At 65.3% G+C, this 25,290-nt stretch carries 25 protein-coding genes and 1 pseudogene; 17 read left to right on the top strand and 9 right to left on the bottom strand.

Annotation, left to right across the window (positions count from 1 at the left end; translation table 11 throughout):
- Positions 1-75 precede the first annotated feature (75 nt).
- On the top strand, positions 76-804 hold the full coding sequence (locus ACE10X_RS28015) for an SDR family oxidoreductase (RefSeq protein WP_375763160.1): 729 nt from the start codon (positions 76-78) through the stop codon (positions 802-804).
- A gap of 95 nt (positions 805-899) precedes the next feature.
- On the opposite strand, the gene ACE10X_RS28010 is transcribed toward ACE10X_RS28015, so the two are convergent.
- Positions 900-1,553, bottom strand: a complete 654-nt coding sequence (locus tag ACE10X_RS28010) for a TetR/AcrR family transcriptional regulator (protein WP_375763159.1) — start codon at positions 1,551-1,553, stop codon at positions 900-902.
- A gap of 267 nt (positions 1,554-1,820) precedes the next feature.
- Here ACE10X_RS28010 and ACE10X_RS28005 point away from each other — a divergent pair, with 267 nt between their 5' ends.
- The 7 genes from ACE10X_RS28005 to cynS all read left to right on the top strand — a co-directional run bounded on the left by ACE10X_RS28005 (position 1,821) and on the right by cynS (position 8,496).
- Positions 1,821-2,363 (top strand): OsmC family protein, encoded by a 543-nt coding sequence (locus ACE10X_RS28005; RefSeq protein ID WP_038385944.1) that lies wholly within the window; start codon positions 1,821-1,823, stop codon positions 2,361-2,363.
- A 36-nt stretch (positions 2,364-2,399) separates the two neighbouring features.
- Positions 2,400-3,575: an acyl-CoA dehydrogenase family protein gene (locus ACE10X_RS28000; protein ID WP_038385943.1), complete on the top strand. Its 1,176-nt coding sequence runs from the start codon at positions 2,400-2,402 to the stop codon at positions 3,573-3,575.
- A 125-nt stretch (positions 3,576-3,700) separates the two neighbouring features.
- Positions 3,701-4,579, top strand: coding sequence for a sulfurtransferase (locus ACE10X_RS27995; RefSeq protein WP_375763158.1), 879 nt, complete (start codon positions 3,701-3,703; stop codon positions 4,577-4,579).
- Between the two features lie 106 nt (positions 4,580-4,685).
- Complete coding sequence (locus ACE10X_RS27990; RefSeq protein WP_375763157.1) at positions 4,686-6,077, top strand: CmpA/NrtA family ABC transporter substrate-binding protein; 1,392 nt, start codon at positions 4,686-4,688, stop codon at positions 6,075-6,077.
- Positions 6,078-6,234: 157 nt separating this feature from the next.
- Positions 6,235-7,074, top strand: a complete 840-nt coding sequence (gene ntrB / locus ACE10X_RS27985; protein WP_253639469.1) for a nitrate ABC transporter permease — start codon at positions 6,235-6,237, stop codon at positions 7,072-7,074.
- A gap of 2 nt (positions 7,075-7,076) precedes the next feature.
- Positions 7,077-7,988, top strand: coding sequence for an ABC transporter ATP-binding protein (locus ACE10X_RS27980; RefSeq protein ID WP_375763156.1), 912 nt, complete (start codon positions 7,077-7,079; stop codon positions 7,986-7,988).
- A 19-nt stretch (positions 7,989-8,007) separates the two neighbouring features.
- Positions 8,008-8,496, top strand: coding sequence for a cyanase (gene cynS / locus ACE10X_RS27975; RefSeq protein ID WP_375763155.1), 489 nt, complete (start codon positions 8,008-8,010; stop codon positions 8,494-8,496).
- Between the two features lie 60 nt (positions 8,497-8,556).
- Here the strand turns inward: cynS and purB are convergent, their stop codons facing one another.
- Both purB and ACE10X_RS27965 read right to left on the bottom strand, forming a co-directional pair.
- On the bottom strand, positions 8,557-9,987 hold the full coding sequence (purB, locus tag ACE10X_RS27970; protein ID WP_375763154.1) for an adenylosuccinate lyase: 1,431 nt from the start codon (positions 9,985-9,987) through the stop codon (positions 8,557-8,559).
- Positions 9,988-10,183: 196 nt separating this feature from the next.
- Positions 10,184-10,996 (bottom strand): oxaloacetate decarboxylase, encoded by an 813-nt coding sequence (locus ACE10X_RS27965; protein WP_375763153.1) that lies wholly within the window; start codon positions 10,994-10,996, stop codon positions 10,184-10,186.
- 100 nt (positions 10,997-11,096) lie between these two features.
- Here ACE10X_RS27965 and ACE10X_RS27960 point away from each other — a divergent pair.
- Both ACE10X_RS27960 and ACE10X_RS27955 read left to right on the top strand, forming a co-directional pair.
- Positions 11,097-11,762 (top strand): annotated as a pseudogene (locus tag ACE10X_RS27960) (LysR family transcriptional regulator); the annotation flags it as partial.
- 106 nt (positions 11,763-11,868) lie between these two features.
- The gene (locus ACE10X_RS27955; protein WP_375763152.1) at positions 11,869-12,057 is read left to right on the top strand and encodes a hypothetical protein; all 189 of its coding nucleotides are present in this window, start codon (positions 11,869-11,871) and stop codon (positions 12,055-12,057) included.
- A gap of 28 nt (positions 12,058-12,085) precedes the next feature.
- Here ACE10X_RS27955 and ACE10X_RS27950 read toward each other — a convergent pair whose 3' ends face one another.
- Complete coding sequence (locus ACE10X_RS27950) at positions 12,086-12,409, bottom strand: DUF1476 domain-containing protein (protein WP_375763151.1); 324 nt, start codon at positions 12,407-12,409, stop codon at positions 12,086-12,088.
- Positions 12,410-12,758: 349 nt separating this feature from the next.
- Between ACE10X_RS27950 and purC the strand changes: the two genes are divergently transcribed.
- The 5 genes from purC (at position 12,759) to ACE10X_RS27925 (ending at position 16,399) form a co-directional block, all read left to right on the top strand.
- On the top strand, positions 12,759-13,526 hold the full coding sequence (gene purC / locus ACE10X_RS27945) for a phosphoribosylaminoimidazolesuccinocarboxamide synthase (RefSeq protein ID WP_016843454.1): 768 nt from the start codon (positions 12,759-12,761) through the stop codon (positions 13,524-13,526).
- Between the two features lie 15 nt (positions 13,527-13,541).
- Positions 13,542-13,781 carry a phosphoribosylformylglycinamidine synthase subunit PurS gene (purS, locus tag ACE10X_RS27940; protein ID WP_026192985.1) on the top strand — a complete coding sequence of 80 codons (240 nt, stop codon included), beginning with the start codon at positions 13,542-13,544 and terminating at the stop codon, positions 13,779-13,781.
- A 12-nt stretch (positions 13,782-13,793) separates the two neighbouring features.
- Positions 13,794-14,495, top strand: a complete 702-nt coding sequence (gene purQ / locus ACE10X_RS27935; RefSeq protein ID WP_375763150.1) for a phosphoribosylformylglycinamidine synthase subunit PurQ — start codon at positions 13,794-13,796, stop codon at positions 14,493-14,495.
- A 5-nt stretch (positions 14,496-14,500) separates the two neighbouring features.
- Positions 14,501-15,463 carry a tripartite tricarboxylate transporter substrate-binding protein gene (locus tag ACE10X_RS27930; RefSeq protein WP_375763149.1) on the top strand — a complete coding sequence of 321 codons (963 nt, stop codon included), beginning with the start codon at positions 14,501-14,503 and terminating at the stop codon, positions 15,461-15,463.
- 198 nt (positions 15,464-15,661) lie between these two features.
- Positions 15,662-16,399, top strand: a complete 738-nt coding sequence (locus ACE10X_RS27925) for a tetratricopeptide repeat protein (RefSeq protein ID WP_375763148.1) — start codon at positions 15,662-15,664, stop codon at positions 16,397-16,399.
- A gap of 64 nt (positions 16,400-16,463) precedes the next feature.
- On the opposite strand, the gene ACE10X_RS27920 is transcribed toward ACE10X_RS27925, so the two are convergent.
- Complete coding sequence (locus tag ACE10X_RS27920) at positions 16,464-17,441, bottom strand: DMT family transporter (RefSeq protein WP_304557765.1); 978 nt, start codon at positions 17,439-17,441, stop codon at positions 16,464-16,466.
- A 339-nt stretch (positions 17,442-17,780) separates the two neighbouring features.
- On the opposite strand from ACE10X_RS27920, the gene pstS reads away from it, so the two are divergent.
- Positions 17,781-18,725, top strand: coding sequence for a phosphate ABC transporter substrate-binding protein PstS (pstS, locus tag ACE10X_RS27915; RefSeq protein WP_375763147.1), 945 nt, complete (start codon positions 17,781-17,783; stop codon positions 18,723-18,725).
- Between the two features lie 82 nt (positions 18,726-18,807).
- Here the strand turns inward: pstS and ACE10X_RS27910 are convergent, their stop codons facing one another.
- Positions 18,808-21,042, bottom strand: coding sequence for an alkaline phosphatase family protein (locus tag ACE10X_RS27910; protein ID WP_375763146.1), 2,235 nt, complete (start codon positions 21,040-21,042; stop codon positions 18,808-18,810).
- A gap of 251 nt (positions 21,043-21,293) precedes the next feature.
- Complete coding sequence (locus ACE10X_RS27905) at positions 21,294-21,773, bottom strand: PaaI family thioesterase (RefSeq protein ID WP_028339884.1); 480 nt, start codon at positions 21,771-21,773, stop codon at positions 21,294-21,296.
- 180 nt (positions 21,774-21,953) lie between these two features.
- On the opposite strand from ACE10X_RS27905, the gene purL reads away from it, so the two are divergent.
- Entirely contained in the window at positions 21,954-24,185 is a 2,232-nt protein-coding gene (gene purL / locus ACE10X_RS27900) for a phosphoribosylformylglycinamidine synthase subunit PurL (protein WP_375763145.1), read from the top strand.
- A gap of 104 nt (positions 24,186-24,289) precedes the next feature.
- Here the strand turns inward: purL and ACE10X_RS27895 are convergent, their stop codons facing one another.
- Together ACE10X_RS27895 and soxR are read right to left on the bottom strand one after the other, a co-directional pair.
- Positions 24,290-24,550: a GlsB/YeaQ/YmgE family stress response membrane protein gene (locus tag ACE10X_RS27895; protein ID WP_038385930.1), complete on the bottom strand. Its 261-nt coding sequence runs from the start codon at positions 24,548-24,550 to the stop codon at positions 24,290-24,292.
- Between the two features lie 107 nt (positions 24,551-24,657).
- Positions 24,658-25,134, bottom strand: coding sequence for a redox-sensitive transcriptional activator SoxR (soxR, locus tag ACE10X_RS27890; RefSeq protein ID WP_375763144.1), 477 nt, complete (start codon positions 25,132-25,134; stop codon positions 24,658-24,660).
- Between the last annotated feature and the right edge of the window lie 156 nt (positions 25,135-25,290).

The following is a 25,290-nucleotide window of genomic DNA, read 5'->3' as shown; positions in this document are numbered from 1 at the left end:
CATCGCATGATGAGCTGACATCGCGATCATGATGTGTTGCGATAGGTGCTACACGGACCTGACAGGGTGGAGACGATGGCGAAGCAATTGGAAGGCAAGGTCGCGGCCGTGACCGGAGCGGCGTCGGGCATCGGACTGGCCAGCAGCGAGGCGATGCTGGCGGCCGGCGCGCGCGTGGTGATGATCGACCGCGACGCCGCCGCGCTCGAGGCGCTCGCCGCCAGACATGGCGATGCCGTGATCCCGCTGGTCATCGACCTGCTCGACCCGAAGGCCTGCGCCACGCTGCTGCCGCGGGCGCTCGAGAAGACCGGCTGGCTCGACATCCTGCACGCCAATGCGGGGATCTATGTCGGCGGCGATCTCGTCGATGCGGATACGAGTGCGATCGACCGGATGCTGAACCTCAACGTCAACGTCGTGATGAAGAACGTGCACGACGTGCTGCCGCACATGATCGCGCGCGGCACCGGCGACATCATCGTGACGAGTTCGCTCGCCGCGCATTTCCCGACGCCATGGGAGCCGGTCTATGCGTCGTCGAAATGGGCGGTCAACTGCTTCGTGCAGACGGTGCGGCGCCAGGTGTTCAAGCACGGCATCCGTGTCGGCTCGATCTCGCCCGGGCCCGTGATCAGCGCGCTGCTCGCCGACTGGCCGGCGGAGAAGCTTGCGGAGGCCAAGGCGGCCGGAAGCCTGCTGGAGGCCAGCGAAGTCGCCGAGGTCGTGATGTTCATGCTGACCCGGCCGCGCGGCATGACCATCCGCGACGTCGTGATGCTGCCGACGAATTTCGATCTGTAGGCGTCTCAGCGGTAGCCCGCATGAGCGCAGCGACATGCGGGAACCAGGCGCCCCGGATGTCGCTCCGCTCATCCGGGCTACGCGATAGCGGATCGTCAGACCGCGACCAGCTGCGCCGCGGCGCGCTTCGGCTTCTTCGCCTTGGCCGGCGCGAACAGATTGCTGGCGGCGAGGCCCGCGGTGTCGGCGACCGTGGGATCGCACGACACCATCGCGGCGACGATGGCGCCGTCGATCAGCAGCGCGAGCTGGTGCGCAAGCACGGCCGGCTCGGCCGCACCCATTTCGCCGGCGAGCTTCTCGATATGCGCCAGCACCACCTTCTTGTGCTTCAGCGCGATGTTGCGGAACTGCTTGGCGTCCTTGTCGTGCTCGGCGACCGCGTTGATGAAGGGGCAGCCGTAGAAGCGCTCCTCGGCGAACCAGCTCTTCAGGGCAGGGAAGATCCGCGACAGCTTGGTCTGCGCATCGCCGCCGCCGGCCTCGATCGCGCCGATGAACCATTCGCGCCACTGCCGGCCTTCGCTCTCCAGCACCGCATGCACGAGGTTGGTCTTCGAGCCGAACAGCTTGTAGAGCGTCGTCTTCGCGGTTCCGGCCTCGTCGATGATCGCATCGATGCCGGTGGCGTTGATGCCGTTCTTGCAGAACAGATGCGTCGCGGCATTCAGCAGGCGCCCGCGCGCCGATTCGTCGTCGCCGGCGGCGAACGCCGCGGCAGTTTTTTTCTTCGCAAGCGGTTTGGCCATGCGCGGCAGTAAATCGGAGCGCGCCGAAATCATCAAGCCGCATCTTCACGGGGGCGGGCATGTGCGCCGTCCTGCGCTCAAAATAATCGCGGCGGCGCGGCAGATGCACCGCGTTTGAGCAGCGGTGCGCTGATCAATCCGCAGGCAGGCCCGCTTAAGCACCTGCGGGATTTCGCCTTTTGATTTGGGGTGGGACTGGCACGCTTCGTGCAGGAAACAGACCGTTCGGTATCCTGACCAATTCCATCGCTCCCAGGGAGAAAACTGATGACCGCCGTCGCCCAGAAAACCGCACTGACCGGCTGCCTCGCGCCGATCGACAGAGGCGGGCTCGAGCAGCTGATTGCCAACGGCAAGGCCAACCCGAAGGTGATCAAGACCTTGAAGTGCAAGACGGTGGCCGAGGGCAAGTTCCGCCACGCCAACTACATCCGCAACCTCGCGCCCTACATCGTCGACGAGCCGCCGGGCCTGCTCGGCGACGACACCGCGCCCAATCCCTCCGAGGCCTCGCTCGCCGCGCTCGGCTCCTGCCTCGCTGTCGGCCTGCACGCCAACGCCGTGCATCGCGGCTGGATCGTCAACAAGCTCGAGCTCGAGCTCGAGGGCGATCTCAACATCACCGCGGTGTGGGGCACCGGCGACGTCAGCGAGAAGCCGGTCGGCTTCACCGACGTCCGCGTCAAGGTCGACATGGAGTGCGAGGGGGTCTCGCAGGCCGAGATCGACGCGCTGGTGGCGCATGTGAAGAAGTGGTCGCCGGTCGCCAACACCTTCACCCGTCCCGTCAATCTCGAGGTCAGCGCGTAAACGCCCAGCCGGCAATTCAAGGTGCGGAGATCATCCATGGGTTCACTGGCTTTGTCGCGGGTCGCAGCTCAAGATCCCGCACCGACCATTGCGGACGAGGTTGCCCGCCTTGCCCGTCAGGAGCTGGCGCCGATCGCAGCCGCGGTCGATGCCGGCTCGGTCTATCCCGGCGAATTCTTGCACCGGCTCGGCAAGGTCGGCGCCTGGAGCAGCCATGTGCCGCAGGAAGGTCCTGCCGACCTGCGCTGGGCCATCCAGTCGATGGCCGCGCTCGGCGAGGTCTGCGGCGCCACCGCCTTCATGGCGTGGTGCCAGAACACGCTGGTCTGGTACGTCGCCAACTCCACCAACATGAAGCTCGCCGCGCGCTTCGGTGACTGCTTCTCGCGCGGGCGCGTGCTCGGCGGCACCGGGCTCTCCAACCCGATGAAGAGTTTCTTCGGTATCGAGCGGCTGAAGCTGAAGGGCCGCAAGGTCGAGGGCGGCTACATCGTCCGCGGTGCGCTGCCCTGGGTGTCGAACCTCGGGCCCGGCCATTACTTCGGCACGATCTTCGAGCGCGAGGACGAGGGCACCAAGGGCGAGGCGGGCGGCATCGCCAGCGGCGAGCCGGGCGGCATCGCAGGCGGCGAGCCGGGCAGCACCGTGATGTTCCTCGCCGACTGCTCCGATCCCGCGATCACGCTGACGCCCTGCAAGCCGTTCCTGGCGATGGACGGCACCGGTACCTATGGCGTCCAGTTTCGCGACGTGTTCGTGCCGGACGAACTGATCCTGGCCGAGCCGGCTGCGCCGTTCGTCAAGAAAATCCGCGCCGGCTTCATCCTGTTGCAGGCCGGCATGGGTCTTGGGCTGATGAAGGATTGCATCAACATCATGGACGAGGTCCATGCGCCGCTCGGACACGTCAACCGCTATCTGCCGCAACAGCCGCTGCAATTCCGCGAGCTCTATGCCGAGTTCGAGAAGGAGGCGATGGCGCTGGCAAGCGATCCCTACAATGCCGATGACAGCTACTGGCGCCGCGTCGTCGCACTGCGGCTGCGGATCGGCGATGCCAGCGTCGCATTCGCACATGCCGCGATGCTCCATTGCGGCGCGCGCGGCTATCTGATGAGCCACCGCGCCCAGCGCAGGCTGCGCGAGGCCTATTTCGTCGCCATCGTCACGCCCGCCACCAAGCAGCTGCGCAAGATGCTGGCGGACGGCTGAAGCATGATCCGGAAAAGTGGAAACCGGTTTTCCCTCGCGACAAACGCGGAACGCGTTTGCGCGGAGATCATGCTCAAACGAGTTCGGGACCACCACAACTGCAACCACAGACAGGAGAGGCTGCCATGACGGACGTTCTGATCACCGCCGGCGAACTTGCCGAGCTCGTCAAGAAAGACCCGTGTGTCATCATCGACACGCGGAATCCGGATGCCTATGCGGCCGGCCATTTGCCCGGTGCCGTCAATGTGCATGACATCTTCACGTTCCTTGCGACCTCGACGCCGGAAGGCATCCACGAGCTGAAGACCAAGTTCGCGGATGCGTTCGGTGCCGCCGGTCTCTCCGGCAAGGAGACCGCCGTGATCTACGAGCAGTCGATGAATTCCGGCTTCGGCCAATCCTGCCGCGGCTACTATCTTCTGACGATGCTGGGTTATCCCAAGGTGAAGGTGCTGCATGGCGGCTTCGATGCCTGGAAGGCGGCCGACCTGCCGGTGACCACCGACGTTGCGGCGCCGGCGAAGACCTCCTTTGCGATCGTGCCGGAGGCCGGCGACATCATGATCGACGCCAAGGCGATGCTGGCGGCGGTCGGCAAGCCCGGCGTTGCGATCCTCGACGTGCGCGACGTCGACGAGTGGATCGGCGAAAGCTCCTCGCCCTACGGCAAGGATTTCTGCCCGCGCAAGGGCCGCATCCCCGGTGCGGTGTGGCTGGAATGGTACCGCATGATGAAGCCGACCGCCGAGGGCCCGCGCTTCAAGTCGAAGGACGAGATCCTGGCGGAGTGCGCCACCGTCGGCATCTCGCAGACCACGCCGGTCTATCTCTACTGCTTCAAGGGTGCGCGCGCCTCGAACACCTTCCTGGCGCTGAAGAACGCCGGCGTGAAGGACGTGCGGATGTACTTCGGCTCCTGGAACGAGTGGTCGCGCGACCCGTCGCTGCCGATCGATGAGGGCTTGCCGACCGCGCCCGTCGTCACCGGCAAGGCGGCATAGAACCTGCATGTTTGTTGGTGTCCGGCGGCGCAAAACGCGGCCGGACGCCGATCAATGAACCGGATCGCGGAGCTCTCTGCGTTTCGGTGCGACAATGGGGCGCAGCATGTCTACGTCAGATGATCCCTTCGACGCCGACCGCGTGCTCGAGCGATCGGGTTGCGCCTGCGGCTGGCATCGCTCAGCCGCCGAGCATGAGCAGGCCGCGCGCATGCTGCGCTGCGAGCCGGTCGGCGATCTCAGCGAACAGAAGCGTTACGAAGGCATCGTCGCGTCGGCGGTGATGCGGGCGGTGTTTCCGCAGGATGTCGCGCGCCGCGCTTTCCTGAAATCGGTTGGCGCCGCGACGGCGCTCGCCGCGCTGTCACAGTTCTTCCCGCTGAAGACGGCGACAGAGGCGTTCGCCGACGCCGGGCCGCCGGAGAAGAAGGACCTCAAGGTCGGCTTCATTCCGATCACCTGCGCGACCCCGATCATCATGGCGGCGCCGCTCGGCTTCTATGCCAAGCAGGGCCTCAACGTCGAGGTGGTGAAGACCGCCGGCTGGGCGGTCATTCGCGACAAGACCATCAACAAGGAATACGACGCCGCCCACATGCTGGCGCCGATGCCGATCGCGATCTCGCTCGGCCTTGGCGCCAACGCCATACCGTTCACGGTCCCCGCGATCGAGAACATCAACGGGCAGGGCATCACGCTGGCGATGAAGCACAAGGACAGGCGCGATCCGAAGGACTGGAAGGGCATGAAGTTCGCCATTCCGTTCGACTACTCCATGCACAATTATCTGCTGCGCTATTACCTCGCCGAGCACGGGCTCGATCCGGATACCGACGTGCAGCTCCGCTCGGTGCCGCCGCCGGAGATGGTCGCCAATCTGCGCGCCGACAATATCGACGGCTTCCTCGCGCCCGACAATATCTGCCAGCGCGCGATCTATGACGGGGTCGGCTTCCTGCACATCCTCTCCAAGGAGATCTGGGACGGCCATCCCTGTTGCAGCTTTGCCGCCAGCCGCGAGTTCATCACGACGGCGCCGAATTCCTTCGCGGCGCTGACCCGCGCGATCGTGGATGCCACCGGCTACGCGGCGAAGGCCGAGAACCGCAAGCAGATCGCGGAAGCGATTGCGCCGGCCAACTACATCAACGCGCCGGTGACGGTGCTGGAGCAGGTGCTGACCGGCACCTATGCCGACGGGCTCGGTAGCGTGAAGACCGATCCGAAGCGCGTCGATTTCGATCCGTTCCCCTGGCAGTCCTTTGCGGTGTGGATGCTGACGCAGATGAAGCGCTGGGGCCAGATCAAGGGCGACGTCGACTACAAGGCGGTCGCTGAGCAGGTCTATCTCGCCACCGATACCAAGAAGGTGATGGCCGAGATGGGGCTCGCGCCACCCGCTACCTCGTACAAGTCGTTCTCGGTGATGGGCAAGAGCTTCGATCCGGCCAAACCCGACGATTATCTGGCGAGCTTCAAGATCAGGAAATCGTCGTGAGGCGAAAAATTCTAACCCCGCCGTCGTCCCTGCGAAAGCAGGGACCCATACGCCGTGCTCTCTCGGTTAGGCGCGCGGGGAGACACTCAGCGCAACAGCTGGGGCCGGTGGTTATGGGTCCCTGCTTTCGCAGGGACGACGCGGGGAGGGAGTGCGCGTGACCTTCTCCCTCCGTCTCCGCGCCGCCATCGTCTCGATCGCGCTGCTTGCCGCTTTCCTTGGCGCCTGGCACCTCGCCACCCGCAGCAGCGGCACGACGGCGGCGATGAGCCCCGAATACGCCAGGCTGATGGGGCTGACCGCGACGCAGGGCAAGTCGGCGATGCCCGGGCCGCTCGATGTCGGCGCCAAGCTGTGGGAGCATCTGAAGCGGCCGTTCTACGACAATGGCCCGAACGACAAGGGGCTCGGCATCCAGCTCGCCTATTCGATCGGGCGCGTCGGGCTCGGCTATCTGATCGCGGTCGTCGTCGCGATTCCGCTTGGCTTCATGATCGGCATGTCGCCCCTGATCAGCAGGGCGCTCGATCCCTTCATCCAGGTGCTGAAGCCGATCTCGCCGCTAGCCTGGATGCCGCTCGCGCTTTACACGATCAAGGATTCCTCGATCTCCGCGATCTTCGTCATTTTCATCTGCTCGGTGTGGCCGATGCTGCTCAACACCGCGTTCGGCGTCGCCGGCGTGCGCAAGGAGTGGATCAACGTCGCGCGGACGCTCGAGGTCGGCACGATCAGACGCGCCTTCACCGTGATCCTGCCGGCGGCGGCGCCGACGATCCTGACCGGCATGCGGATATCGATCGGGATCGCCTGGCTCGTGATCGTCGCCGCCGAGATGCTCGTCGGCGGCACCGGCATCGGCTACTTCGTCTGGAATGAGTGGAATAACCTGTCGATCACCAATGTGATCATCGCGATCCTCCTGATCGGCCTCGTCGGCATGCTGCTCGACCAGGTGCTGGCGCGGTTCACGCGCATGGTGACGTTTCCGGAGTAGCGATGACCGACAAGTTCATCTCGATTGAGGGCATCGCGCGGCGCTATCCCGGCGCCGGCGGCGGCACCACCGCGGTGTTCGAGAATTTCTGGCTGTCGATGGCGCGCGGCGAGTTCAGCTGCGTGATCGGCCATTCCGGCTGCGGCAAGACCACGGTGCTGAATATCCTCGCCGGGCTCGACGAGCCGAGCGAAGGGACTGTCATCGTCGACGGGCAGGGGATCGAGGGCACCAGCCTCGACCGCGCCGTGATCTTCCAAAGCCATGCGCTGCTGCCGTGGCGCACGGTGCTCGGCAACGTCGCCTATGCCGTCAGCTCGAAATGGCGCAAATGGGACCGTGCGCGGGTGAAGGTGCAGGCGCAGAAGTTCATCGATCTCGTCGGGCTCACCGGCTCCGAGCACAAGCATCCGTCCGAGCTCTCCGGCGGCATGAAACAGCGCGTCGGCATCGCGCGGGCGCTGTCGATCACCCCGAAGATCATGCTGATGGACGAGCCGTTCTCGGCGCTGGACGCGCTGACCCGCGGCACGCTGCAGGACGAGGTGCGGCGGATCTGCCTGGAGACCGGGCAGACCACCTTCATGATCACCCATGACGTCGATGAGGCGATCTTTCTCGCCGACAAGATCTTCCTGATGACCAACGGTCCCGGCGCTGTGCTGGCCGAAATCGTCGAGAACCCGCTGCCGAAGGAGCGCGGCCGCATCGACCTTCACCGCCATCCCTATTACTATGCGCTGCGCAACCATATCGTCGATTTCCTGGTCAGCCGCAGCAAGAGCTTTGCCGCCGAGGTGACCGGTCACGATCCGCGCCGCGTGCCGACGGTGCGGCCCGGCGTCGGCGAGCCCGTGATCGTCTCGCCGCCACGCGTCGTCGAACCCAATCCCGCGCAGAGCGCTGCGCGCTGAAGCCTGAGGAGGAAACCTGATGAAACGCGAAGACCTCACCGAGAAGCTGCTCGACATCAAGCGCGAGAAGGGCTGGAGCTGGAAATACATCTGCGAGAAGATCGGCGGCTATTCCGACGTGCTGATCACGGGCGCGATCCTCGGCCAGATGAAATTGACGAAACCGCAGGCCGCCAATGCCGGCGAATTGTTCGGGCTGTCGAAGGCCGAGATCGCGATGCTCAACGAGGTGCCGATGCGCGGCACCGGCACGCCGATGCCGCCGACCGATCCCTTGATCTACCGCTTCTACGAGATGGTGATGGTCAACGGCCCGGCGTGGAAAGCGCTGATCGAGGAGGAATTCGGCGACGGCATCATGTCGGCGATCGACTTCGACATGGCGATTGAGCGGGTCGCCAATCCGAAGGGCGACCGCGTCAAGATCACCATGAGCGGCAAGTTCCTGCCGTACAAATATTACGGCGCCAGCGGCAACGTGCCGGAATACGGCTTCAAGGAGGAGTGAGGCGAGGGGGCGAATGGCGAGTAGCGAATGGAATCGCTACTCACCCGATCGCGAAAAACATCACAGGATCGTTCCCGGCGTGTAGCGCGCCGCCTCAGGCTTGGCCTTGGCCAGGGCCTCGACTTGCTCGGCGAAGAAATCGACCTGGGCGCCGGCGTCACCGGAGTTGGCGCGGCCCTGGTCGAGCACAAGCTGCAACTCGGCTGCGCTCAAGCCAAGACGCTTGTCGGCGGCGAGACGCTGCAGCAGATCGTTCTGCATGATCTTGCCGGTGCGCAGGTCGCCGATGGCCGCGACGGCATGCTCCTTGATCGCCTCGTGGGCGCCTTCACGGCCCGCGCCCTTCTTGACCGCTTCCATCATCACCGTGGTGGTCAGCAGGAAGGGCAGATAGCGGTTGAGCTCGGTCTCGACGACGGCTTCGAACACCTCCATCTGGTCAAGCACCGTGAGCAGGGTTTCGAGCAGGCCATCCATGGCGAGGAAGGCGTCGGGCAGCATGACGCGGCGGACGACCGAGCAGGAGACGTCGCCTTCGTTCCACTGATCGCCGGCAAGCCCTGCGGCCATTGCGAGATAGCCCTTCAGGATCACATGCAGGCCGTTGATGCGCTCGCAGGAACGGCTGTTCATCTTGTGCGGCATCGCCGAGGAGCCGACCTGACCCTTGGCAAAACCTTCGCTGGCGAGTTCGTGGCCCGCCATCAGGCGGATGGTCTTGGCGAAATTGCCGGGCCCGCTGGCGAGCTCGGTGAGCACGCTGACCGCACGGAAGTCGAGGCTGCGCGGATAGACCTGGCCGACGGCATCGAGGGCCTTCGGCAGGCCGAGGTGAACGAGGACGCGCTGCTCGAGCGCGCGCGCCTTGCCGGCATCGCCGTTGAACAGGGTGATCTGGTCGAGACGGGTGCCCACCGCGCCCTTCAGGCCGCGGGCGGGATAGGTTTGCAGCACGTTGACCAGGCTCTGATGCGCCAGCAGCATCTCCTCGCCGGACATCGCGATGCGCTTGCCGAGTGTCGTCACCTGCGCGGCGACGTTGTGGGTGCGCGCGGTGAACGGGATGTCGCGCAATTGCTTCGCGCGCGTGGCAAAGCGGATGAGCGCGGCGATGCTCTTGGTTTCGATGAGCTGCAGCGCGCGGTAGACCTGCAATTGCTCGACGTTCTCGGTGAGGTCGCGGCTGGTCATGCCCTTGTGCAGGTGCTCGTGACCGGCAAGCTCGCAGAACTCCTCGATCCGCGCCTTGACGTCGTGGCGGGTGACGCGCTCCCGCCTCATGATGGAGGCCAGGTTGATCTGGTCCTTGACGCGTTCGTAGCTCTCGATCACGCCATCCGGCACCGCGATGCCGAGATCGCGCTGGGCCTTCAGCACGGCGATCCAGTAGTCGCGTTCGAGGCGGACCTTGCCTTCGCCACTCCAGATGGCGCGCATGGCGGGCGAGGCGTAACGTTCGGCGAGGACGTTGGAAATGTGATCTTGGGACATCCCGCTCTCTTGGCATTGCCTGAGGCTGGCTGCAAGCCGCGACCTGCGATGAATCGTCAGGTCTGGTAACGCCTCGGCCGGGCTTGCGGTGCCGGCGCCAGCATACCAGATTCTGGAAGGCGCCGCCTCGGGCAATCCGGTGCGGCGCTGGCATGCGCCGCGCTGGCCGGCGGCGCACCTCGCGATGAGGGGGCGATCAGTTGAATGCCGCGCGGACATCCTTCATCGGCGCCATGTCGCGGACGAAGCTGAACGCGCCGTTGTCCTTCATCTCGCGGGCACAGCGCAGGAACGCAGCCAGCGCGTGGCGCTGCATCGCGCCGCCGACGCTGATGCGCTTGACGCCGGCGGCCGACAGCTGCTCGACCGTCAAGGTCGGATCGGCATAGCCCATCACGAGGTTGAACGGCTTCTTGACCGACGACACCACGGCCTTGATGGTGGCGAGATCGTAGAGGCCCGGCGAATACAGCACGTCGGCGCCGGCGGCCTCGAACGCCTGCAGCCGCTTGATGGTGTCGTCGAGATCCTTGCGGCCGTGCAGGAAGTTCTCCGCCCGCGCCGTCAGCGTGAACGGGAAGGGCAGCGCCCGCGCGACCTCGACCGCGGCCTGCACTCGCTCGACGGCGAGCGTGAAATCGTAGATCGGGCGCTGCGGGTCGCCGGTCGAATCCTCGATCGAGCCGCCCACCGCGCCGGCTTCGGCGGCGAACCGGATCGCCTCGGCCGCAAGCTTCGGCATGTCGGCGCCGCAATTCTCCAGATCGGCGTTGACGGGCAGGTCGGTGGCCTCGGCGATCACCCGGCAATTCTCGATGATCTCGTCGAGGCTGACGGTCGAACGGCCAAGCGTGTTGGCGAGCCCGAGGCTGGTGGTCGCGAGCGCCTCGAAACCCATGGATGCGAGCAGCTTCGCCGTCCCGGCGTCCCACGGATTTGGAATGATGAAGGCGCCGGGCCGCTGATGCAGCTCGCGAAACCGTGCTGCCTTGTCCGCCTGGGTGCGCATGTGAACTCCTGCTGTTGTCAAAAGCGACTGGCAGCAGCGATAGGGCGGTTTCGTCCATCAGACAAATTTGTTATTTCTCTCAATATCATCAGTTTTTTGCATGAGGTTCGGCATGGACAGCGACGCGCTCAACACGTTCCTGGTGGTGCATCGGCGCGGCGGGATCTCGCATGCCGCCAAGGCGCTGCATCGCTCGCAGCCGGCGATTTCGCGGCGCATTGCGCTGCTCGAGCAGGAGCTCGGCGTGCCCCTGTTCGAGCGGATCGCGGGCAAGACGCGGCTGAGCGATGCCGGGCGGGTGATGGTGCCCTATGCCGAACGGGCGGTGGCGGCGGCGCAGGATGCGGAGAACGCCGTGCGCGCGCTGCTGCGCGACAATTCCGGCCCGGTGGCGCTGGCGGTGACCGGCACGCTCGCCGGCGAGCGGCTCTCGAACGTGTTGAAGCGCTTTGCCCGCCGGCATCCGGACGTTGCGCTGACGCTGCGCACCGCGACCAGCGCCGAGGTCAGCGACCTGATCCGGCGCGGCGAGGCGACGATCGGGTTGCGTTACGACCGCGACCGCTCGCGTGACCTCGATTGCGAGGTGCTGTTTGCCGAGCCGCTCTGGGTGGTCTGCGCGCCGGACCATCCGCTGGCGGGACGCCGGGTCGGCAAGCTTGCCGATCTCAGGGATGAGCGGTGGATCGCCTTCCCGGAAGTGCCGGGACGCCGCGAAATCACCGCCTCGCACGTCTTCGCCCTGTTCCTGACGCACGGGCTCGGCGAGGTCGCCTGGACGCCGGTCGACAGCCTCACGGCGCAGAAGCGCCTGGTCGAGGCCGGCCGGGCTCGGGATCGCGCTGCTGTCACAAAGCAATGCGGCAGAGGAATTGGGGAGCTCCAGGATCGCGACGATCCGCGTCGGCGATCTCGCCGCAAGTCACGAGGTCGTCGCCGTAACGCGGCACGGCGGCTTCCTCAGCGCCGCCTCACGCCGTCTGCTCGACATCCTCCGTGCCGATTTCACCAAGACGAGGGGCACAAACACGTCGCGCCGGAACGGTGTCCGGCGCGCGTAAAAGTCGCGTTGGCCAGTGTCCCGGGAGCTCAGCTTCCCGCCTTGACCTGCGCCGCGGCCACCGCCAGCAGCTCGTCCATCTTGGCGCGGATATCGCGCTCGGTGACGGCATGGCCCTTGGCGGTGAGGTCCTTCAGAACCTTGTGCAGCACGTCGTTATCGCCGGCTTCCTCGAAGTCGGCGGCGACCACTTCCGTGGCATAGGCGCTGGCGGCATCGCCCGTGATGCCGAGCTTCTCGGCGGCCCACAGGCCGAGCAGCTTGTTCCGGCGGGCTTCAGCCTTGAACTTCTGCTCCTCGTCGAGGGCGAACTTCTTCTCGAAACCTTCCTCGCGCTTGTTGAATTCGCTCATGGCTGAAGTTCCAATTCCCTTGCTGAATGAGGGCCGCCGCGCGTTGCGGCAGCCCCGATGCCTGCCTAGATAAGTGGGAGGAATCGGCAAGACAACGAGCCGTTAAGCCGCAGGCGAAACTGGTGGAATCGGCCCTTTATGATAGGGCGGTATAAGTGCCCTCAAGGGGGCACTATCGATTGTGCTGGATGGGCCGATCGGATAGGTTGCCAACAGGCATGGTTCTTGTTCTGTTTCCAGTTGGATTACCCAGGTTCCAGGCCTCCGCGGCAGCTCCGTCGTGGGTCGTAACCCCAAGTCATCCGGAGCACCCAAATCCATGGATTTCAACAAAACACGGTACATCCCAATGAGCCGTCGACGCCGTATTTATGAAGGCAAGGCCAAGGTGCTTTACGAAGGCCCCGAGCCGGGAACCCTGATCCAGCACTTCAAGGACGACGCGACCGCGTTCAACGCCAAGAAACACCAGGTGATCGAGGGCAAGGGCGTCCTCAACAACCGGATTTCGGAGTACCTGTTTCAGCACCTCAACGACATCGGGGTGCCGACCCACTTCATCCGCCGCCTCAACATGCGCGAGCAGTTGATTCGCGAGGTCGAGATCGTGCCGCTCGAGGTGGTGGTGCGGAACGTCGCCGCCGGCTCGCTGTCGCAGCGGCTCGGGATCGAGGAGGGCACCCAGCTGCCGCGCTCGATCATCGAGTTCTATTACAAGAATGACCAGCTCAACGACCCGATGGTGTCGGAAGAGCACATCACCGCCTTCGGCTGGGCGACGCCCCAGGAGATCGACGACATCATGGCGCTGGCCATCCGCGTCAACGACTTCCTGACCGGCCTCTTCCTCGGCATCGGCATCCGCCTCGTCGACTTCAAGATGGAGTGCGGGCGGCTGTTCGAGAACGAGATGATGCGGATCATCGTCGCCGACGAGATCTCGCCGGACTCCTGCCGGCTGTGGGACATCAAGTCGAACGAGAAGCTCGACAAGGACCGTTTCCGCCGGGATCTCGGCGGCCTGCTCGAGGCCTATACCGAGGTCGCCAAGCGGCTCGGCATCCTGATTGAAAACGAGCGGCCGGCCGGCAGCGGCCCGGTGCTGGTGAAGAGCTAAGCTGAAGGGGCGACCGTGAAGGCACGTGTGACTGTGACGTTGAAGTCGGGCATCCTCGATCCGCAGGGCAAGGCGATCGAGGGCGCGCTGAAATCGCTCGGTGTGGATGGCGTTGCCAGTGTTCGCCAGGGCAAGGTGTTCGACATCGAGCTCGCCGCGACCGACAAGGCCAAGGCGGAGGCGGCGCTGAAGGCCGCCGCCGACAAGCTCTTGGCGAATACCGTGATCGAGAACTATCGGGTCGAACTGCTCTAGGCCGCATCGCACATGAAATCAGCCGTCCTCGTCTTCCCCGGCATCAACCGCGAGCGCGACATGGCGCGCGCGCTCAAGCTCGCATCCGGCAATGAGACCGCGATGGTCTGGCACGCCGAGACCGCGCTGCCCAAGGGCACCGACCTCGTGGTCGTGCCGGGCGGCTTCTCCTATGGCGATTATCTGCGCTGCGGCGCGATCGCGGCGCGCGCGCCCGTGATGGACGCGGTGCGCGACTTCGCCGCCAAGGGCGGGCTCGTGCTCGGCGTCTGCAACGGTTTCCAGATCCTCTGCGAGTCCGGGCTGTTGCCGGGCGTGCTGATGCGCAATGCCGGCCTGAAGTTCATCTGCCGCGACGTGCATATGCGCGTCGAACGCTCCGACACCCCGTTCACCCGCGGCTACAATGCCGGCCAGGTGATCCGCGTGCCGGTAGCGCACGGCGAAGGCAATTACGAGGCGGACGAAGAGACGCTGAAGCAGCTCGAAGGCGACGGGCGGGTGCTGTACCGCTACTGCTCGCCGGAGGGCGTGGTCGACGAGGCCTCCAATCTGAACGGCGCCGCGCATTCGATCGCGGGCATCGTCAATGAGCGCGGCAACGTGCTCGGCATGATGCCGCATCCGGAAAACCACGTCGAAGAGATCATGGGCTGCACCGATGGCCGCGGCCTCTTCGCAGGGCTGGTCCAGCAGTCCGAAAAGGCGGCGTAACGATCATGCTGCGGCGGTGGTGCGTTGCCGCGGCTGCGGCGCTTGTGCTTGCGACGTCGGCCTACGCCCAGGACTTCCCGAAGCGTCCGATCACGATGATCGTGCCGTTCACGGCCGGCGGCACCTCCGACGTCATCGCCCGCGCGGTCGCCGACCAGATGAGCGCTGCGCTCGGCCAGAGCATCATCATCGAGAATGTCGGCGGCGCCGGCGGCTCGACCGCGCTCGCCCGCGCTGCGCGCGCCGAGCCGGACGGCTACACGATCGCGATCGGCAATGCCGGCACCAACGCCGCGACCTACACGATCTATCCGAAGCTGCCGTTCACGGCTGACTCCTTCGCGCCGATCGCCATGGTCGCGAAGACCTTCGGCATCGTCGCGCTGCGCAAGGATTTTCCGGCCAAGGACCTCAAGGAATTCATCGACTACGCCAGGAAGAATCCGGGCAAGGTCAATCTCGGCCATGCCGGCGTCGGCTCCTCGAATTACCTGATCTGCAAGAGCTTCGTGCATGCCGCCGGCATCGACGTGCAGCTGGTCGGCTATCGCGGCGCGGCGCTCGCGCTGACGGATGCGATCGGCAGCCAGATCGACGGGGTCTGCGATGCCGCGGCCTCGGCGTCGCAGGCGATCGACGACAGATTGGTGAAAGCGGTCGTGGTCGGCTCGACGGTACGGCTTGCGTCGCTGCCCGAACTGCCGACCTCGGCCGAGGCCGGACTGCCCGAGTTCGAGGCGCAAGGCTGGAACGGCCTGTTCGCCCCCAAGGGCACTTCGCCCGAGATCATCGCCAAGCTGAATGCCGCGGCGCGCGCCGCAGTCGCGAGCGAGGCGGTGAAGAAGCGCTTCGCCGACCTGTCGACCGTCGCCCCCGACGCCAATGAGCTCGCGCCCGAGGTGCTGCAGCAGCTGGTGACGCGCGACGTCGCGAAATACCGCGCCCTGCTGGCGGACGACAAGAAGTAGCGGCTTCGCGGCGCCGCCGGACGCGCGGAGCATGAACCTGATCCGCTCCGCCCGAGACCAATGCTGGGATAGTCGCTTCCGTTTCACAATCTCTTCACGCTAGTGCGGCCGGCATGGCAACCGGGGATTGTCGCGGCGTGCCGGGCACGTTATGACGGCGGCGATGTGGATGATCTGTCCGGCTCGCTGGGATCTCTAATGCCTGTAGCATTGGTCGTATTGCTGCTCGACATCACGCTGATCTACCACGCCGCGCGCACCGGACGCCTGCAGCCCTGGGCCTTCATCATTCTGATGGTGCCGCTGATCGGCGCGCTCGCCTACATCGTCGTCGAGCTGATCCCGGAATGGTGGGGCGGGCCGGGTGCCGCGCAGGCGCGCAAGCGCGTTGCCAACCGGCTCGATCCGGAGAAGCGGTATCGTGAACTGTCCGACCGGCTCGCAACCTCGGACACGATCGCAAACCGCGCGGCGCTGGCCGCGGAGTGCCAGAGCATCGGGCGCTTCGAGGAAGCGGAGAGCCACTACGACCACGTGCTACGGTTGCCGCAGGGTGACGATCCTGCCTACGCGCTGGCCAAGGCGCAGGTCCAATTCGCCCGCAAGCAACCGGCCGAGGCGCTTGCGACGCTCGATGCCTTGCGCGAGCGCTGGCCGGATTTCGAGTCCGCCGAGGGGCATCTGCTCTATGCCCGTTCGCTTGCCGAGATCGGCCGGCTCGACGAGGCGCTCGAAGAGTATCAAGCGGTCTCGCAATATTTTCCCGGCGCCGAGGCGCGGGTCCGCTATGGCCTGTTGCTGCAACTGGTCGGCCGCACCGCCGAGGCACGCATGGTGTTCAACGAGCTGTTGATCCAGATGCGGCGCGCGCCGAAATATCTGCGCGATGCGCAGGCCGAGTGGCTCTCGATCGCCGAGAAGCAGCTGTCGGCCTGAATAGTGACTTGTTGTTTTGACGCGTTTTCTTTCCGCGAACCGCTGTCCACTTCGCTCGAACGCTCTACAGCCGTCGCAACCAGCGCTTGATGGCTTCGGCGGGCACAGTCATCGCGGCGACGCCGGCCATGACGAGCAACAGGCCGAGCGCGAGATTCGACGGCACGGATTCCCCGAGCAGGATCACCGACAGCGCAACGCCGATCGGAATGCGCAAATAGCCCTGCGCATTGGTCGTGAGCGTGCCGAGCCGGGTCAGGCACATGTAGAACAGCATCAGGCCGAACGCGCTGGAGAAGATGCCCATCACGACGGTGGCGACCAGCGCTTGCGGCGTCGGGTGCAGGGTCCAGGGATGGTCGACGATCAGGGCGACCGGCAGCAGCACGGTGCCGCCGAACAACAGCGAGCCGGCCGCCACGACCATCGGATCATAGTCCGACAGCCGCAGCCCGAAGATCGTGGCGCAGGCGAACGAGACGGTGGCGAGCAGGATCGCGATCTCGGCGAAGATCTCCTTGCCGAAGCCTGAGAGCGCGTCGAGGCCGATGATCGCGACCGTGCCGGCGAGGCCGAGGATCGCGCCGACCAGCTTGAGCAGCGAGGCCGGCTCGTGCCGCGTGATCGCCCAGGTGATGAGGAAGGCGAAGATCGGCGTCGTCGAGGCCAGCACCACGGTGTTGGATGCCGGCACGTAAAGCTGCGCCCAGGTGATCACCAAAAAAGGGATCGTGGAATTGATGGTCTGCTGGAAGGCGAACAGTTTCCAGGCCTTGATGTCGGTCGGGATTCGGATGCCGCGAACGCGCAGCACGATGAGCAGGAAGGCGGCGGCCACCAGCGAGCGCGCGGAAATGAAGGTGACCGGCGGGATCGAGCCGAGCCCGATCTTGGTCAGCGGGTAGGTCGAGCTCCAGCAGCAGGCCAGCGCCAGCAGCAGCGCATAGTCGCGCCAGCCGCGCGCGCCCGGCGTTGACGTGGACGGGGTGGGTGTAATCGCGGGAGCCGTCACGCCGCCCGTTTTCGCTGTGCTCTTCGGCACCTTGATTTGGCTCCCTTCGCGCATTGGCGCGCGAAGCAGCAATCTAGCGTGGCGGTGCGGTGCAAGGCTAGGGTATTGAATTTACGCCGATATCCCGTTTGGAGGAATTGGCCGGCTGCGTCTGCGGGACTGAGGCTGGCGTCGTCCGGGTGCCAATCCAGCGCCTCCGGCGCATGTTACCGTTTTGTGACTTGGCCCACACGGGCGTCTGGCTCGTCCTGCTAGGCTCAGCACCATGACGAAGCATTTCAGATTACCGATCATTTTCACCTCGTCGTCGCAACGCAATGTTTCGCTGCGGACACCAGGGGCGCCGGCTCAACCTTCGTTTCGCCGGTGATGGCGAAATGGATCGATGCCTACAAGGCAAAAACCGGCAACACCGTCAGCTATCAATCGGTCGGCTCGAGCATCGGCGTCGGTCTGATCAAGAAGGCCGCCGTCGATTTCGGGACGAGCGATATGCCGCTCGATCCGAAAGAGCTGGACAGGCTCGGCATGGTGCAATTCCCGATCGTGATCGGAGGCGTCGTGCCGGTGGTCAACATCGCGGGCGTCAAGCCCGGCCAGATCCAGTTCACCGGACAACTGCTCGCCGACATCTATCTCGGCAAGGTCAGATCGTGGAGCGATCCGGCCATCCAGGCGGTCAATCCCGATCTGAAGCTGCCGCGCACGGCGATCACTGTCGTGCATCGCCTCGATGGGTCGGGGACGACGTTCAATTGGTCGAACTATCTTGCGAAGGTCAGCCCGCAGTGGAAGGCAAGCGTCGGAGAGGGCACGTCGGTCGAGTGGCCGGTCGGGCTCGGCGGCAAGGGAAACGATGGCGTCGCCTCGCTCGTCGGCCTGATTCCCGGGTCGATCGGCTATCTCGAATACGCCTACGCGCTGCAACGGCTCGACCGGATTTCCTTCGGCCTGGTGCAAAACAGTGCCGGCAATTTCGTCACCCCCGACGCCGCATCGTTCCAGGCTGCGGCCTCGAGCGCGGACTGGATGGCGACCCAGGATTTCAACCTGGTCCTCACCAACGCTCCCGGCGAGGACGCATACCCGATCACGGCCACGACCTTCGTCCTGATGCACAAGCAGCCGAAATCGCCCGACGGGTCGGCAACCGCGATCGACTTCCTGCGCTGGTCATTGCAGAGCGGCAAGCCGCAGGCTCAATTGCTCAACTACGTTCCTTTGCCAGCAACCCTGGTCGAGCAGATCGAGCAATATTGGCAGCACAATTTCGAGGCGCTCACGGCGTCGGCAGCGGCGTCCGGAAAGCGCTGACGCCGCATCTGTTGATCGCAGAACGATGGACGCCGCTCCGGCGTCCATCGCGTGAGCTTTGCCTGAAATGCCGGCCCATGCGCTAGCGCAGGACCTGGCCCAGCACCTCGCCGTCGACCTGCTGCGGTGCCGAGCCGAGGATCCGCATGATGGTCGGCGCCACGTCGATATTGCGCATGTGCCGCACCACGGTGTCCTTGCGGATCTGCGGCCCCGCGGCGATGAACGTCGCGCTCATCACCGAAAGCTCGGGGTCGTGACCGTGGGCGCCATAGAAATTCGGCATCGACAGCATGGTGGTTGCCGCGTTGAACGGCGCGTCGCCCTGGCGCGCGACGCCGGGGTTCTGGACGCCGTCGAAATTATAACCGGGCGCCATCAGCGCGAACACGTCGCCATAGTCTTGGCCGATGGTCTTGCTGATGCATTGTCCGGTTCCGGCGTCGCATTGCAGCGGCCGGGTCTCGACGACGGTGAAGATGCGCTGGTCCTTGAGCGAGTAGTTGAAGCGGGCATTGGGGTCGACCGCGTTCTTCACCGCGTCGGTGATCTGCGCCACCAGTGTGCGGTAGGTCGCCAGATCGACGGTGCCGCCGAGCTCGCGGTTCTGCAAGTTGATGTAGATGTCGGCGGCGGGGCCGGACGTGCGGATCCCGACCTTGCTGGTGTCGATACCGGCGTTGCGCAGGATGTTGGTGAGATTGACCGAGGTGTGGAACGGCGCGAAGCCGTGGTCCGACACCACGATCACGTTGCTGTCGCGGCCCGCCGCGTCGGCGATCTGCTTCACCGCTCTGTCGGCCGTCTGGTAGGCGAAACGGATGTAGGACGCGTATCGCTTGACCTTGGCGGCATCCTGGTTGGCGCCGATCGAATTCGGGTCGGTCGGGTCGGTGCCCTGGCGGGGATCGATCAGCAGGAACTGGTGTTCGGAGCCGTCGGGCTGCTCGATATAGACCATGACGAGGTCGGCGTCCGGATGGGTCTTGATCGCGCGCTCGCCGATACTGGCCTGGTAGCGCACGAAGGTCTTCACCATGTCCTCGAACATCGTCTCGATCTCGACGTCGGGGAAATTGGTGAAGCCCGGGCTCAGCCGCTCCGGAATGCGGAAGTCGGCCTGCGGACGCCAGAACCCGATGTTGTTGTTGATGTCGTCGACGTCGGCGAGAACAGGCGTGTTGCGCGGGATGTAGTTGGCGCCGTAGCGGGCGAAGCGCACCACGGAGAGATCGGGAGACAGCGCAGAGACGAAGTACGCGGCACCAACCTTCGCCCCGCTGCCTTCAAAGAAGAACGGTGCGTTCTCGCCGCCGAACCTGACATAGGCCGGTCCGGTCGACGGCGCGTGGAACGGGCCTGCGGTGATGCCGCGGTTGGCATCGAAGAACACCAGCGTGTCGTAGTTCACCTTGCGATCGTTGGTGGTGTCGATTGCGGCGACACGGATCGAATATTTCACGTCGAGCGTCGAGGCGTTGGTGCAGGTCGCGGTTGCCGCGGCGGAGCAGGAGAACGTCTCGATCGGTGCCGAGGTCACCAGCACCGGGCTGAACGAGAAATGGCCGGCAGCCTGCAGCGCCGCCACGATGCTCGGGGCGGCCGTGAAGTCGCCCCGCGACAGCGAAAAGCCCTGGGCCCCGATGCCGCCGAACGCCCCGAACGGGACCGTGAAGTCGGTGATGCGGGTCGGCTGGGCCGGCTGCACCACGGTCTTGTTGATGGAGATGTCGGCGCCGTCGCCGCCAGGCCAGGTCGCCGTGACGACCTTCTTGCCCTGCTGGCGCAGCTGCACCCACAACGGCACCGCGGTCGGGTGCGGCGATGGCCCGAGCGGGCTATCGCTGTAGCCGCCGATCGGCGCCGCAAAGCCGCTGATGCTGCCGGAGATCGGCCCGACGATCGGCTCGAACGTGTTCGAGGGGATGTCGTTGTGGACCGCCGTCGAACCGGTCGCGATCGCGATATGCGACACCGCGGTGAGCGACGGTGACGCCGTCACGTTCTGCAACGCCACTGCGCCGCGCCGGCTGAGCCGGGCGAGGCCGCCGTCGCGCGGCAGCACGCCTTCCTCGATGAACTTCTGGATGAAATCGGGCTTGGCACCGTCGAGCGAGATCATCACCACGCGCGGCTTGCGGCCGTGATGACCGCCGTCATGATCCTGGTCTTGATCCTGATCGTGACCGCGAGCATCGCCAACGCCGCGATCACCATTGTCGCCGTCCTGACCGGCGCGCGCCGGAGTTGCAGTCCACGCCAGCGACGCGACAAGCGACATCGCCGTCGTAACGGAAACGAAAGTCTTCAATTTCATGAGAATGCCCCAACATCGCTGCGCGAACGCACAAACGGAAACCGTTCAGCAATCTTCGAGGGCTTGCCTGACGCGCATGTGACGCGCGCGCGACGACGCAACGACAGTGCGTCGATGCGTCACAACCGCAGTTCGTATTGCCTCACGCGAAGAACGCGCGTGAACACAACGCGCTAGGGCTGCGCTTTCGATTCAAATTCGTGCCGATGTAACGGCTGGGTGACGGCGTGTGTCCACAGCCGCCACGAACTTTACGCCGTTGCCTCCGCCGGCGCCCTGCGCTTCACCCGCTTGATGGTGCCGGAGAAGGTGAACAGCGGCCGCTCCGCCGATGTCAGCATGCCCCGCACGAAGATCAGCGACATGCCGGCGCGGGTGACCTCGCCGGTGCACTCGATCAGATCGCCCTCGCGGGCGGCGTCGAGGAATTCCGAGGCGAACGAGACCGTAACGCCGGGGCCCTGCAGCACCGAGCCGGCGAGCGCGAACAGGCAGTAATCGGCGAAGGTCATGAAGCAGCCGCCATGGACGTTGCCGGAGCCGTTGAGGTGCTTCTTGCCGACCCGGAACGCGCAGGTGATGCGGCCGTTCTCGTCCATACGGTGGTAAAACGGGCCGGTATGGGTCTCGAAATTGTCCCGGGTCCAGGTTCGCCAGCCGGCGAATTCGCCCTCGGTTTCGACGTGCAGGTCGGGGCGGCGGTTGAATGCAGTTTTGGCGAGCTCGTTCACGAAATATGGCCTTCAATTATCGGGTTCGGGTCCTTAAATCCGATCCATCCCCGTTGTGCAAATCCGGATGCAAAAGTGCAAATCCCGGGCCGCGGCCAGCTGCCGCAAAGCTCTGGACAGGCCGGAAATGGGCCCTAAAAGGCCTTTTCGCCCCCGTTCGATCTACCTATTAAGGGTCCCATGAACGCGCCCAAGAACGACCCCAGGAACGAGCCCCAAATCACCCCCGAACTCGTCGCCGCCCACGGGCTGAAGCCGGACGAGTACGAGCGCATCCTGAAGCTGATCGGGCGGGTTCCGACCTTCACCGAGCTCGGCATCTTCTCGGCGATGTGGAACGAGCATTGCTCGTACAAGTCGTCGCGCATCCATCTGCGCGGGCTGCCGACCAAGGCCCCCTGGGTGATCCAGGGCCCCGGCGAGAATGCCGGCGTGATCGACATCGGCGACGGCCAGGCCGTCGTCTTCAAGATGGAGAGCCACAACCACCCGAGCTACATCGAGCCCTACCAGGGCGCGACCACCGGCGTCGGCGGCATCCTGCGCGACGTCTTCACCATGGGCGCGCGCCCGATCGCCTGCCTGAACGCGCTGAGCTTCGGTGCGCCCGAGCACCCCAAGACCCGGCACCTGGTGTCCGGCGTGGTCGCGGGCGTCGGCGGCTACGGCAATTCCTTCGGCGTGCCGACGGTCGGCGGCCAGGTTCGCTTCCACACCCGTTACGACGGCAACATCCTGGTCAATGCGATGGCGGTGGGCCTCGCCGACGCCGACAAGATCTTCTACGCGGCGGCCTCCGGCGTGAACATGCCGATCGTCTATCTCGGCTCCAAGACCGGCCGCGACGGCATTCACGGCGCCTCGATGGCCTCGGCCGAATTCGACGACGCCTCCGAGGAGAAGCGCCCGACCGTGCAGGTCGGCGATCCCTTCGCCGAGAAGCTGCTGCTGGAAGCCTGCCTCGAGATCATGGAAAAGGGTTGCGTGATCGCGATCCAGGACATGGGCGCGGCGGGCCTGACCTGCTCGGCGGTCGAGATGGGCGCCAAGGGCGATCTCGGCGTCGAGCTCGACCTCAGCGCGGTGCCGACCCGCGAGACCGGCATGAGCGCCTACGAGATGATGCTCTCGGAGAGCCAGGAGCGCATGCTCATGGTGCTAAAGCCCGAGAAGGAAAAAGAGGCCGAGGCGATCTTCCGCAAATGGGGGCTCGATTTCGCCATCGTCGGCTACACCACGCCGACCAAGCGCTTCGTCGTCAAGCATGCCGGCGACGTGATGGCCGACCTGCCGATCAAGGAGCTCGGTGACGAGGCGCCGGTCTATGACCGTCCGCACGTCGCGTCGAACGCGCTGCCGGTGATCCGCGGCCAGGACGTCAAGCCGCCGCTCGGCATCGCGGACGCGCTGGAAAAGCTGATCGGCACGCCCGAATTGTGCTCGAAGCGCTGGGTGTGGGAGCAGTACGACCACGTCATCCTGGGCAATACCATGCAGCGCCCCGGCGGCGATGCCGCGGTGGTTCGCGTCGAGGACGGACCGAAGGGCCTTGCGCTCACCGTCGACGTCACGCCGCGCTATTGCGAGGCCGATCCGTTCGAGGGCGGCAAGCAGGCGGTCGCCGAAGCCTGGCGCAACATCACGGCGGTCGGCGGCCGGCCGCTCGCGATCACCGACAATCTCAACTTTGGCAATCCTGAACGGCCCGAGATCATGGGCCAGTTCGTCGGCTGCCTGAAGGGCATTTCGGAGGCCTGCCGCACGCTGGATTTCCCGGTCGTGTCCGGCAACGTCTCGCTCTACAACGAGACCAACGGCCGCGGCATCCTGCCGACGCCTTCGATCGGCGGCGTCGGCCTGCTCGACGACTTCACCAAGTCCGCGACCCTGGCATTCAGGACGGCCGGTGAGGCGATCCTCTTGGTCGGCGACACCCAGGGCTGGCTCGGCCAGTCGGTCTATCTGCGCGACGTCTGTGGCCGCGAGGAGGGCGCTCCGCCGCCGGTCGATCTCGCTGCCGAGAAGCGCAATGGCGACGTGGTGCGCGGCATGATCCATGCCGGCACCGCGACCGCGGTGCACGACGTCTCCGACGGCGGGCTCCTGATCGCGCTCGCCGAAATGGCGATCGCAAGCGGCATCGGCGCGCAGCTCCTGGCCGCGCCGTCGTCGATCGTGCCGCATGCCTATTGGTACGGCGAGGATCAGGCCCGCTACATCGTCACCGTGCCGGCCGCTGACGCAGGCCTCGTGCTGGCCAAGATGAAGGGGGCCGGCGTGCCCTGCGCACGCATCGGCACCACCGGCGGAGATGCCATCGCCGTCGCCGGCGAGGCGCCCGTTGCGATCGAGAGCCTGTCGCGCGCCTTCGAGCACTGGCTGCCGAACTACATGCGCGGCACTGCGGCCTGATCCGGGCGGATCAGGCCCTGCGACGCCGGGCAAACATCTCAATAGCGCGATGAACCGTTCATCGCGCTATTTCTTTTCCGAACATGATCCCTTCGGATCAGGCCCTATGTCGCGCCGCGGACCGCGCGCCAGGCAAAGATGATGATGCAGGCGCCAATGAAGCCGGCGACGAGATAGCTGAGCCAGCCTCCGCCGAGCGATACGCCGAGCAGAGCCAACAGCCAGTTCGCCAGCGCGGCGCCGATAATGCCGAGGATGATATTCATGAAGATGCCGGTTCCGGACTTCATGAACATCTCGGCGAGCCAGCCCGCCAGTCCGCCGACGATGATGGCGGCGATCCATCCAACTTGAGGGTCGTTCATCTCGGGACTCCCTAGTGTCAAGCATTCCGGCCAGCATACCTGAGAATCACCTGGCGGCATGTGACCAAAGGCAGGTTGTGCGCAACTTGTCGGCCGCGAAAATGCCGTCAGCCCCGGCGCTTGGGCCGCGCCCGGCGTTCGGCCGCGGTGATCAGGATGCGCGGGCCCGGCCCCTGGGCGCCGAGCTTGTCGTCGCAATTGCGCAGCGGGCAATCGGTCACCGACAGGCAGCCGCAGCCGATGCAGTTGAACAGCTTGTCGCGGAGGTCGGTGAGATCGTTGATGCGCTGCTCCAGCGTCTCGGTCCAGGCGCGCATCGCCCGCTCCCATTCGCGCACGGTCGGAGCGCGATCGAGCGGTATCGCGGCGAAGGTCTGCCTGATCTCTTCCAGCGGGATCCCGGCGCGCTGCGCGATCCTGATCACCGCGATCCGCCGCAGCACGCCGCGCATGTAGCGGCGCTGGTTGCCGCCGGTGCGCCGGCTCGCGATCAGTCCCTTGCTCTCGTAGAAGTCAAGGGTGGAGACGGCAAGTCCGCTGCGCCGCGCCACTTCGCCGACCGAAAGCTCCTGCGCAAGCGTCATTGGCCAAGCAATCCCGGATCAGAGGTCCTGCATTGGAAGCCTTGCACTAGAAGTCTTGCAAGCTGCCAGCCTTGACCTCAACCATACTTGAGGTTCTATATCAGTTGCGGGCTTGCAGGGGCAAGCTTCCGGCCGACACGCCGGGGTTCGTTCTTG

The sequence above is a fragment of the Bradyrhizobium sp. Pha-3 genome (assembly GCF_042258325.1).
In the GTDB taxonomy this organism is placed as follows: domain Bacteria; phylum Pseudomonadota; class Alphaproteobacteria; order Rhizobiales; family Xanthobacteraceae; genus Bradyrhizobium; species Bradyrhizobium elkanii.
Note: the sequence above shows the minus strand (reverse complement) of the source record. Positions and strands in the feature narration are given on the sequence as shown.